Consider the following 10,155-nt stretch of genomic DNA (forward strand, 5'->3'; position numbering starts at 1 on the left):
TGACCTACACAACGCGGTGTGCTCCGCGACGGTGTGGCTGCCGCGCGTGGGGGGCGCGGGGCGTCGGCCGGTGTGGGCGCCCGGCCGCGGGCGCGGGGGCCGGGCCGCCGGCGGACCGCGGGGGATCCACGGGCGGAAAAGGTCGCGGGCCTCCGCGGCGGGGCCGACGACTACCTGACCAAGCCGTTCGCGCTGCCCGAGCTGGAGGTGCGGCTGGAAGCGCTGCTGCTGCGTGCGCAGGGCCGCAACCCGCGCAAGCGCCTGCAGGTGGGCGACCTGGTGCTGGATCTGGCGACGCTGGAGGCCCAGCGTGAGGGCCAGGTGCTGCACCTGTACCCAGCCTGCCGCAAACTGCTGGAAGTGCTGATGCGGGCCAGCCCGGGTGCGGTGACGCGACAGCAGCTGGAGTTCGCCCTGTGGGGCGACGAGCCGCCGGATGGCGACCTGCTGCGCTCGCACGTCTACGAGTTGCGTCGCAGCGTTGACGGCCCGTTTGCCGAGAAGCTGATCCACACCCTGCCGCGGGTGGGTTATCGGCTGGCCGTGACCACCGGCAGCGACGCTGGCAAGGATATTGATGAAGGCGCGTAAGCCCGGGCCGCTGTACCGGCGCGTGCTGTGGTGGTTGCTGGGCTACCTGGCACTGCTTTCGCTGGCGGTGTTCAGTGTCGGCAACTATGTGCACGAGCATGCCGAGCACGCCGCCTGGCGCGCGTTGCTCAATTCCGAGCTGGACAGCATCGTCGAACATGTCGAGCACGAGCCGCATTACCGCTGGCAGGATTCGGACACCCTGAGCCTGTACCGCTTCGACGCGGTCAACCTGCCCGAGAGCGTCCTCACGCTGCATCCGGGGCTGCATGACGGGGTGATGATCAAGGGCCGCGAGATGGCGGTGATGGTGCGCGAGACCGAATCGATGGGGCGGGTCGCGCTGGCGCTGGACATCTCCGACTTCCATGACCTGGAGCAGTTCGCCACGCGCTGGGTGATGCTGGCGGGCGTGATCATGATCTTCGTCACCGTGCTGATGGCGTCCTTCGGCATGGAGCGGATGGTGCGCCCGTTGAGCCTGCTGGCGCAGCGCATCGCCGACCTGCGGCCCGGCGCGCAGGGGCAGCGCATCGAGGTCGACCCGCGTGGCAGCTCCGAGCTGCACACGATTGCCGGTGCACTGAACGATTATCTGGACCGCAACGAACAGTTCGTCGAACGTGAGCGGGTCTTCATCAGTACCGCCAGCCATGAACTGCGCACGCCGATCGCGGTGATGACCGGTGCCGCCGAGCTGGCGCTGGAGCAACCGGGCCTGCCCGAGCGTGCGCGCCAGCAGATGCAGCGGGTACTGCGCACCGCGCAGAGCGTGGAGCAGCTGATCGAACTGCTGCTGGTGCTGGCGCGTGATCCGGCACGACTGGCGGCGCGTGCCGAGCGCATCGCGCTGGACCAGCTGCTGCCGGAGATCGTCGACGACCATCGCCATCTGCTGGGCGACAAGGACCTGAGCATCGGCATCCAGGCCGCACCGGTGGACATCGTCGCGCCGCTGGCGGTGGTGCAGGCGGCGATCGGCAACCTGCTGCGCAACGCCATCGAGAACAGTGGCCGTGGCCATATCGAATTGCGCTTGAGTTCGTCGGCGGTGCTGACCCTGCAGGACCCCGGGCATGGCATGAGCCCGGAGGAGATCGCGGCGATCCACGCACGCATGGCCCGTGGCGAGCGCGCCGATCGGGGCGGCGGCATCGGACTGGATCTGATCGCGCGGCTCTGCGAGCACCTGGGCTGGACCCTGCAGCTGCAGCCCTGCGAGCCGCGCGGCACGCGTGTCACGCTCGATTTCAGTGCCTCGCGACCGGGCCGAACCTCACGCCCGGCCTGAACCGGCCGTCCTGGTAGATGCCAACCTTGGTTGGCATGCTGCCCGTCGACCAAGGTCGACGCCTACCCACGCAATGGCTGTCCGCATTATCGCCCGTTCGGCCGCGCCACGTGCTGGTCGATCAGGATCACGTTGCCGTCGGGATCGGCCAGCTGCAGGTAACCGGTCCCCTGCCCATCAGGGTCGGTGCGCACCGCCAGTTCGATGCCCTTCGCATCCAGCTCCGCCTGCAGCTCGCGCACATCCTGGAAGTGGGGCAGTTCCTGCTTGTGCTGGTCCCAGCCAGGGTTGAAGGTCAGCAGGTTGCCCTCGAACATGCCCTGGAACAGCCCGATCACGGTGCCGTTGCTGCGCATCACCAGCCAGTTCTGTGCCGGATCGCCGCCGGTGACCGAGAAGCCCAGGGCTTCGTAGAAGGCACGGGAGGCCAGCAGATCCTTCACCGAGAGGCTGACCGAAAAGGCGCCAAGCTGCATGAGTGGGCTCCCTGAGGGGGATGAGGGTGTGGTCGGCACTGCAGCATGACCGGGCGTGAAGACAATGTTAATCTCGACCTGCGCCGCCTTATGCGGCGCTTTTTTTTCTCCGCTCTTTCGATCGACAGAGGATCCCATGCCGACCGAACCCGCTACTGTCCTGATCAGCAACGATATCGTTGGACTGGGCCTGATTGCCGCCACCCTGGCCCTGATCTTCTGGGCCGCCAGTGGTCCGACCCCGCTGCTGAAGAAGATCTTCGCCTGGGTGCCGGCACTGCTGCTGTGCTACTTCATCCCCGCCATCTACAACACCGCTGGTGTCATCGATGGCCACAACACCTCGCTGTACAACCCGGTCGCGCGTGACGTGCTGCTGCCAGCCGCGCTGGTCCTGCTGACCCTGTCGATCGACCTCAAAGGCATCGCCAAGCTCGGCCCGAAACTGCTGATCGTGTTCTGTGCCGGTACTGCCGGCATCATGCTCGGCGCCATCGTCTCGTTCCAGCTGATGAAGCTGATCCATCCGGAAACCGTGGCAGGTGATACCTGGGCGGGCATGGCGGCGCTGGCCGGCAGCTGGATCGGTGGCGGCGCCAACATGGTGGCCATGCGCGAAGTGTTCGGCACCGATGCCACCACTTTCGGCCAGTTCGCGGTGGTCGACGTGGCCTGCGCCAGCCTGTGGATGGCGATCCTGCTGTTCCTGGCCAACCGCGCACAACAGATCGACACCCGCAACGGTGCCGACACCCGTGCCATCGACGAAATGAAGGCGCGCATCAGTGCCTACGAGGCGCAGAACGCGCGTATTCCCAGCATGACCGACCTGATGGTGATCGTCGGCGTGGCACTGGGTGGCGTCGGTCTGGCCCACGCCATCGCCGCGCCGCTGTCGGGATGGTTCAAGGCCAATGTCAGCTGGGCAAGCCAGTTCAGCCTGGACAGCCAGTTCGTCTGGGTGATCCTGCTGTCCACCGCGATGGGCCTGGGCCTGAGCTTCACCCGTGCGCGCCGGCTGGAAGCCGCAGGTGCTTCGCGGCTGGGCACGGTGTTCCTGTACTTCCTGATTGCCTGCATCGGCATGCAGATGAACCTGCTGTCGCTGCTGGATCGGCCGTGGCTGTTCCTGCTCGGCGCGATCTGGATGGCCACGCACGTGCTGGTGCTGTGGGTGGTAGCCAAGCTGCTGCGCGCGCCGCTGTTCTTCTTCGCCATTGGTTCGCAGGGCAACATCGGCGCAGCCGCTTCGGCCCCCGTGGTGGCAGCGGCGTTCCATCCGACGCTGGCTCCGGTGGGCGTGCTGCTGGGCACGGTGGGCTATGCCACCGGCACCGGCCTGGCCTACGTCACCGGCCTGATCCTGAAGTGGATGGCGACCGGCTGAGTTCGGGCCGCCCTGGCGTCATGCTTCCGTAGATCCACGCCATGCGTGGATGCATTTCATGGGTCTCCATGAACATGGAAGGGGTCAGATCTGTTTCCCGGAGGAAACGGATCTGACCCCTGATGCTTCTCGCTGTCACCGGAAATCTGTCGAAGGTGCGGGTGCCGGGCTGCAAGCCCGGCACCCACCTCACTCCTCAACAGCAGCGACCACCGTTGCGTCCGCCGTAACGCGCTTCCTGTCGCTCGCGGAAGAACGTCTTGTAGTCCATCGGTTCCTGATCCGGATGCTTTTCCAGCATGTGCCGGACGTAGTTGTCGTAATCAGGAATGCCACAGCACAGTCGTGCGGTCTGCACCAGGCGCCGCCAGATGCGGCGGTGTGCCTGGTACTGGCCGGCGGGAACCAGTTGCGTGCTCATCACAGATCCACCATTTCATGCGGCTTCAGCGCCACGTACGGGGTCTCGCGGTCAGTGCGCTGCGGATTGCGGCGGGCCGCCAGGATGGTCTTGATCGAATACACCAGCACCGCGCCCACCACCAGCAGGAACAGCGCGGTCAGGCCGGTGTTGACGTAGGCGTTGACCACGATCTGCTTCATCTGCGCCACCGACTTGGCCGGTGCAGTGATGGTGTCGCTGGCGAGGGCGGCCTGGAACTTGTGAGCCTGTGCCAGGAAGCCCTGCGCCGGATTGCTGTCGAAGATCTTGATGAAGCCGGCGTAGGTGGTGCAGATCAGCAGCCAGATGGCTGGCACTGCCGTCACCCACGCATAGCGGTCACGCTTCATCTTGAACAGCACCACCGTACCCAGCATCAGCGCGATACCTGCCAGCATCTGGTTGGAGATGCCGAACAGCGGCCACAGCGTCTGGATGCCACCGAACGGATCGACCACGCCGGTGTAGAGCAGGTAGCCCCACAGCGCCACGCAACCCGCAGTGCCGATGATGTTGGCGGTCCACGACTCGGTCTTCTTCAGGGCCGGCACGAAGTTGCCCAGCAGGTCCTGCAGCATGAAGCGGCCCGCACGGGTACCGGCGTCCACCGCGGTGAGGATGAACAATGCTTCGAACAGGATCGCGAAGTGGTACCAGAACGCCATCATCGCGTCGCTGCTGCTGGGAATCGCTTCGTGCAGGATCTGCGCGATGCCTACCGCCAGTGTCGGCGCGCCACCTGCACGATGCAGGATGGTGGGTTCACCAATGGCCGCCGCGGTCGCAGTCAGCTGCTCGGGTGTGATGGTGAACCCCCAGGTGTTGGTGATGTAGTGCGCGGCCGAGGCCGCATCGGCACCGATCACCGCCGCCGGGCTGTTCATCGCGAAATAGATGCCCGGATCGATGATCGAAGCTGCCACCAGCGCCATCACCGCCACGAACGATTCCATCAGCATGCCGCCGTAGCCGATGTAGCGCATGTGCGCTTCATTGGCCAGCAGCTTCGGCGTGGTGCCGGAGGAAATCAACGCGTGGAAGCCGGATACCGCACCGCAGGCGATGGTGATGAACAGGAAGGGGAACATGCCGCCCTTCCACACCGGGCCATCACCGCTGGCGGCGAACTGGGTCAGCGCCGGCATCTTCAGTTCGGGCATCACCACCAGGATGCCGATGGCCAGCGCGATGATGGTGCCGATCTTGAGGAAGGTCGACAGGTAGTCACGCGGGGCCAGCAGAAGCCACACCGGCAGTACCGAGGCGACGAAGCCGTAACCGATCAGCATCCAGGTGATCTGGGTGCCGGTGAAGGTGAACGCCGGGCCCCAGACCGGGTCGGCGGCGACCTTGCCGCCGTACCAGATCGCAGCCAGCAGCAGGATCAGGCCGACCACCGAGATCTCGCCGATCTTGCCGGGGCGGATGTAGCGCATGTACACGCCCATCAGGATCGCGATGGGCATCGTCGCGATCACCGTGAACATGCCCCACGGGCTTTCGGCCAGCGCCTTGACCACCACCATCGCCAGCACCGCCAGGATGATGATCATGATCAGGAACGCACCGAACAGCGCGATGGTGCCGGGCACCTGGCCCATCTCTTCTCTTACCAGGTCGCCCAGCGAGCGGCCGTTGCGACGGCTGGACAGGAACAGGACCATGAAGTCCTGCACCGCACCGGCCAGCACCACGCCCACCACCAGCCACAACAGGCCGGGCAGGTAGCCCATCTGCGCGGCCAGGACCGGGCCGACCAGCGGGCCGGCACCGGCAATGGCGGCGAAGTGATGGCCGAACAGCACGTGCTTGTTGGTCGGCACGTAGTCCAGGCCATCGTTGTTGATCACCGCCGGGGTGGCCCGGGTCGGATCCAGCTGCATCACCTTGTTGGCGATGAACAGGCTGTAGAAGCGGTAGGCGACCAGGTACAGCGAAACCGCTGCCACCACGATCCACAGTGCGTTGATGTGTTCGCCGCGGCGCAGGGCCACGGTGCCCAGACAGAATGCGCCGAGCAGGGCGAGTACCGCCCAGCCCAGTTTGGAAAACCCTTTCATGAGGTGCTCTCTCCCGGAAAGACAGACAAAGAGTCCCGCGTGCCCTCGACAGGGTCAATTGGCACAGGACGAATCGGCGTTAGTACTTTGGTCGTACGGCGGTTGCGCTGACGTGCAACGAACATCAGGGATGGAACAATCGGTTGCGGAGCCATCCATTGGCGTACGGCCATGTGGCGTCCATCTTCACTGGCATCCATCCAACAGGAGTCGCCATGAGCTTTCCCGAACCGGTCCGCGTGCTGCGCACCATCCGTGGCATGCCCACCTCCGACGGTGCCGGCGTGCGCCTGACCCGCGTCATCGGCGGCCCCTCGCTGCCCGACCTGGATCCATTCCTGCTGCTCGATGAGTTCGGCACCGACCGTGCCGAGGACTACATCGCCGGTTTTCCGGAGCATCCGCACCGCGGTTTCGAAACCGTCACCTACATGCTCGACGGGCGCATGCGGCATCGTGACAACCACGGCAATGAAGGCCTGCTGACCCCGGGCAGCGTGCAGTGGATGACCGCTGGCCGTGGCCTGGTGCATTCGGAGATGCCCGAGCAGGAGAGCGGGCAGATGCGCGGGTTCCAGCTGTGGGTGAACCTGCCTGCGAAGGACAAGATGACCGACCCGAAGTACCAGGAATTCGCGCCCGAGCGCATTCCCGTGGTGCACCCGGAGCCGGGCGTGGAGGTGAAGGTGATTGCCGGCAGCGTGGACGGCACCGATGGCCCGATCGTGCAGCCGGCCACCGATCCGCTCTACCTCGACATCACGCTGGCGCCCGACCGTGCCTGGACCTATGCGCTGCCGGAAGGGCACAACGCGTTCGCCTACGTGTTCGAAGGTGCGATGACCGTGGGTGAGCAGGACGCGGCGCGCGACGTTGCACGCCAGGAACTGGCGGTGCTGGGCGGTGGCGAGCAGTTGCACCTCTCGGCGGGCAGCGAAGGTGCGCGGTTGATCCTGGTTGCCGGCCGTCCGCTGCGCGAACCGGTGATGCGCCACGGGCCGTTCGTGATGAACACGCGGCAGGAACTGATGCAGGCCTTCGTCGATTTCCAGGAAGGCAAGTTCTGACGTAGTGCCGGCCGCTGGCCGGCAACTGCCTGCGGTCACGGCGGATCGAGGTGCCGGCCAGCGGCCGGCACTACCGTCTGATCGGCTCGCATTGCGGGGACGCTGCCAGGCAGTCATCCCCGTCACCTTCAGCGCCCCGCGGCCACGGCCGACGGGGTCAGGCTCATGCCCTGCGCCAGCTGCTGCAGCGAGCCCAGTTCCTGGGCGCTGTCCGGATACAGTGAAATCTGCGCGTAGCGCTTCTTGTCCAGCTTGACCACGCTGATGCGGCGCTCGGCGTAACCGGGCGGCTGCTGGCCACCAAGATCGGGCTGGTACCAATACAGCGATTCACCGCCAAAGCTGCCTTTTTCCTGGCGCAGCGCCCGGTTCAACGGAATATCGGGGTCACGCGCGCTGAGCATCAGGCTCAGTACCTCGCGGCCGTCCCCGGTGCTGGCGCGGCAGACCAGGAAATCGGCCAGCACCTGCTGCTGCCACTGCAGGCCACTGCTGGCCGGCAACGAAGGACATTCGGCGGGAGCCTGCGCGGCGGCCTGGGCCGCGGCGAACAGCAGGCTCGACAACACTACAGGCGCGAACTTCATGCATCCCCCAAGGTGGTCTGTCGTGTGGCTCCGCCAGATGGACTGGCGGCCATGGCATCCCATCCCCGGATGCCGCCCCGGCCGGCATGTGCACGGACGGTCAACTCAACCTTAACGGAACGTGAGCGATCGCACAAATCGCGGTTACAAGCGTAACCATTGCGGCCGATCGTCGGCCGCAATGGTCCGCACAGGCCTCAGCGGTCGTTGCCGATCCACTTGTAGATGATGCCGCCGATCGCACCGCCCAGCAGCGGGGCGACCCAGAACAGCCACAACTGGCTGACCGCGCCGCTGCCGGCGAAGAAGGCCACCGCCGTGGAACGGGCCGGGTTCACCGAAGTGTTGGTGACCGGGATGCTGATCAGGTGGATCAGGGTCAGCGACAGGCCGATCGCCAGCGGCGCGAAGCCGGCCGGCGCCTTGCCATGGGTGGCGCCCATGATCACGATCAGGAACACCGCGGTCAGTACCACCTCGCACAGGAAGGCGGCCGCCACGCTGTAGCCACCGGGCGACAGCGCGCCATAGCCGTTGCTGGCGAACGCACCGGCCTGGCTGCCATCGATGGCGAAGCCGCTGACGCCGGAAGCGATCTGCAGCAGGATGAAGCCGGCCAGCAGGCCGCCAGCAACCTGGGCGATGATGTACGGGATCAGGTCCTTGGTCGGGAAACGACCGCCAGCCCACAGGCCGACACTGACCGCCGGATTGAAGTGCGCACCCGAGATATGGCCGAACGCATAGGCGCCGGTCACCACGGTCAGGCCGAAGGCCAGCGCCACGCCGAGGAAGCCGATACCCAGCGGATTGCCGTCGCCACCGAACTTGGCGGCCAGCACCGCACTGCCACAGCCACCCAGAACCAGCCAGAACGTGCCGAGGAACTCGGCGGACAAGCGTTTACCCATGCTCATGTGTTGCACTCCTTTGACGGTCGAAAGTGTGATTTATGTCACATTTCAATGATCAGCGGGTGACTGTAGTGTCAACGCCGGGTGCAGGGATACACCTTCGGATGTGTGCAACACGCGATGTTCAGTACTGCGGCAGCGGGATGAACTCCTTGTCGTCGCCGGGGATGGTGCCGAAGCGGCCGGCTTCCCAGTCGTGCTTGGCCTGCTCGATGCGCTCCTTCGAGCTGGATACGAAGTTCCACCACAGGTGACGCGGGCCATCCAGCGGCTCGCCACCGAACAGCATCGCCTTCACCGGCGTCTTCGCGCGCAGGCGGCCTCGTGCGCCGGCTTCGGGAATCACCAGGTGCTGCGCGGGAATATCCACGCCATCCAGCTGCGCTTCGCCTTCGAGGATGTACAGCGCGCGCTCGCGGTGGCCATTGTCGATATCGATCTCCGCATCCGGGTCGAGATCGATCGCTACGTTGAGGGTGTCGGCGAACACCTTCACCGGCGATTCCTCGCCATAGGCGCGGCCGGCGATCACCCGCAGCCAGACACCATTGCGGCGCTGCTCGGGCAGGGTGGCCGCGGCATGGTGGTAGAACGCCGGTTCGATCTCTTCATGGGACTTCGGCAGTGCCACCCAGGTCTGCATGCCGTGGATCGGGTTGTCGTGATCGCGGTCCGGCTGCGGCGTGCGCTCGGAATGGGCGATGCCGCGGCCGGCGGTCATCCAGTTGACGTCACCGGGACGGATCACCTGATCCGAGCCCAGCGTGTCGCGGTGGCCGATGGCGCCCGACCACAGGTAGGTGACGGTGGCCAGGCCGATATGCGGATGCGGGCGCACGTCGATGGCGGTGCCGGGGTGCATGAGCGCCGGGCCCATCTGGTCGACGAACACGAACGAGCCGATGCTGCGCGCCTGCAGGGTAGGGACGGCGCGACGGACTTCGAGTCCGCCGATGTCGTGCACGCGCGGGGCGATGATGGTGGTCATGCGGGCATTCTCGCTGGCAGGGATCAGGTGGTCAGCATCGCATGCAGCTGTGACGGGCACATGCCCCGTATGGGTAACAGGTTGTTCCAGCCAACGGCGCAGCCCCTCGTGGCTGTGGGGTTGGTCGCTGAAGGCAGAAGCAAAAGCAAAAGCAAAAGCCGCGCTTGGCCGGGCGGGTGGGGTGCGCCAGGGCAGCTGCAATTACGTCGAAGTCAGCTCGGTACCCGGATCCATCCGGTCGTCGCTCCCTCGCAACCCCCCCCCCCTGCACCCACCCGCTCTCTCTTCACACACTCAACCGCCCACCCCCTCCCCCCCTTCGAAACGGTGCGGGGCCCTCCTCGGAAAAAAA

At 65.8% G+C, this 10,155-nt stretch carries 9 protein-coding genes and 1 pseudogene; 4 read left to right on the forward strand and 6 right to left on the reverse strand.

Annotation, left to right across the window (positions count from 1 at the left end; genetic code table 11):
• Positions 1-138: 138 nt before the first annotated feature.
• Positions 139-591 (forward strand): annotated as a pseudogene (locus tag EKL94_RS21185) (response regulator transcription factor); the annotation flags it as partial.
• Positions 578-1,882: a sensor histidine kinase gene (locus tag EKL94_RS21190; protein ID WP_126930526.1), complete on the forward strand. Its 1,305-nt coding sequence runs from the start codon at positions 578-580 to the stop codon at positions 1,880-1,882. The pseudogene EKL94_RS21185 and the gene EKL94_RS21190, both read left to right, overlap by 14 nt.
• 86 nt (positions 1,883-1,968) lie before the next feature.
• On the opposite strand, the gene EKL94_RS21195 is transcribed toward EKL94_RS21190, so the two are convergent.
• Entirely contained in the window at positions 1,969-2,358 is a 390-nt protein-coding gene (locus tag EKL94_RS21195) for a VOC family protein (RefSeq protein ID WP_126930527.1), read from the reverse strand.
• 136 nt (positions 2,359-2,494) lie between these two features.
• Between EKL94_RS21195 and EKL94_RS21200 the strand changes: the two genes are divergently transcribed.
• On the forward strand, positions 2,495-3,745 hold the full coding sequence (locus EKL94_RS21200) for a DUF819 family protein (RefSeq protein ID WP_126930528.1): 1,251 nt from the start codon (positions 2,495-2,497) through the stop codon (positions 3,743-3,745).
• 196 nt (positions 3,746-3,941) lie between these two features.
• On the opposite strand, the gene EKL94_RS21205 is transcribed toward EKL94_RS21200, so the two are convergent.
• A complete protein-coding gene (locus tag EKL94_RS21205) occupies positions 3,942-4,166 on the reverse strand; it encodes a YbdD/YjiX family protein (RefSeq protein ID WP_005410613.1) in 225 nt (74 codons plus the stop codon).
• On the reverse strand, positions 4,166-6,247 hold the full coding sequence (locus tag EKL94_RS21210) for a carbon starvation CstA family protein (protein ID WP_126930529.1): 2,082 nt from the start codon (positions 6,245-6,247) through the stop codon (positions 4,166-4,168). The genes EKL94_RS21205 and EKL94_RS21210 overlap by 1 nt, the downstream gene beginning before the upstream one ends.
• 215 nt (positions 6,248-6,462) lie before the next feature.
• Here EKL94_RS21210 and EKL94_RS21220 point away from each other — a divergent pair, with 215 nt between their 5' ends.
• On the forward strand, positions 6,463-7,314 hold the full coding sequence (locus EKL94_RS21220) for a pirin family protein (protein ID WP_126930531.1): 852 nt from the start codon (positions 6,463-6,465) through the stop codon (positions 7,312-7,314).
• A gap of 128 nt (positions 7,315-7,442) precedes the next feature.
• On the opposite strand, the gene EKL94_RS21225 is transcribed toward EKL94_RS21220, so the two are convergent.
• From EKL94_RS21225 to EKL94_RS21235, 3 genes are all read right to left on the reverse strand, one after another.
• Positions 7,443-7,901, reverse strand: coding sequence for a hypothetical protein (locus EKL94_RS21225; RefSeq protein WP_126930532.1), 459 nt, complete (start codon positions 7,899-7,901; stop codon positions 7,443-7,445).
• A 197-nt stretch (positions 7,902-8,098) separates the two neighbouring features.
• Positions 8,099-8,818 (reverse strand): aquaporin Z, encoded by a 720-nt coding sequence (gene aqpZ, locus EKL94_RS21230; protein WP_126930533.1) that lies wholly within the window; start codon positions 8,816-8,818, stop codon positions 8,099-8,101.
• A 121-nt stretch (positions 8,819-8,939) separates the two neighbouring features.
• Positions 8,940-9,803, reverse strand: a complete 864-nt coding sequence (locus EKL94_RS21235) for a pirin family protein (RefSeq protein WP_126930534.1) — start codon at positions 9,801-9,803, stop codon at positions 8,940-8,942.
• Positions 9,804-10,155: the final 352 nt, after the last annotated feature.

Origin of the sequence: Stenotrophomonas maltophilia (assembly GCF_003970865.1) — a bacterium.
Lineage (GTDB): Bacteria > Pseudomonadota > Gammaproteobacteria > Xanthomonadales > Xanthomonadaceae > Stenotrophomonas > Stenotrophomonas maltophilia_AR.

Bases quoted from the DNA above. Each gene is read 5' to 3' on its own strand.
- EKL94_RS21195 (WP_126930527.1), bottom strand. From the start codon at position 2,358: ATGCAGCTTGGCGCCTTTTCGGTCAGCCTCTCGGTGAAGGATCTGCTG.
- EKL94_RS21205 (WP_005410613.1), bottom strand. From the start codon at position 4,166: ATGAGCACGCAACTGGTTCCCGCCGGCCAGTACCAGGCACACCGCCGC.
- EKL94_RS21235 (WP_126930534.1), bottom strand. From the start codon at position 9,803: ATGACCACCATCATCGCCCCGCGCGTGCACGACATCGGCGGACTCGAA.
- EKL94_RS21210 (WP_126930529.1), bottom strand. From the start codon at position 6,247: ATGAAAGGGTTTTCCAAACTGGGCTGGGCGGTACTCGCCCTGCTCGGC.
- aqpZ (WP_126930533.1), bottom strand. From the start codon at position 8,818: ATGAGCATGGGTAAACGCTTGTCCGCCGAGTTCCTCGGCACGTTCTGG.
- EKL94_RS21200 (WP_126930528.1), top strand. From the start codon at position 2,495: ATGCCGACCGAACCCGCTACTGTCCTGATCAGCAACGATATCGTTGGA.
- EKL94_RS21220 (WP_126930531.1), top strand. From the start codon at position 6,463: ATGAGCTTTCCCGAACCGGTCCGCGTGCTGCGCACCATCCGTGGCATG.
- EKL94_RS21190 (WP_126930526.1), top strand. From the start codon at position 578: ATGAAGGCGCGTAAGCCCGGGCCGCTGTACCGGCGCGTGCTGTGGTGG.
- EKL94_RS21225 (WP_126930532.1), bottom strand. From the start codon at position 7,901: ATGAAGTTCGCGCCTGTAGTGTTGTCGAGCCTGCTGTTCGCCGCGGCC.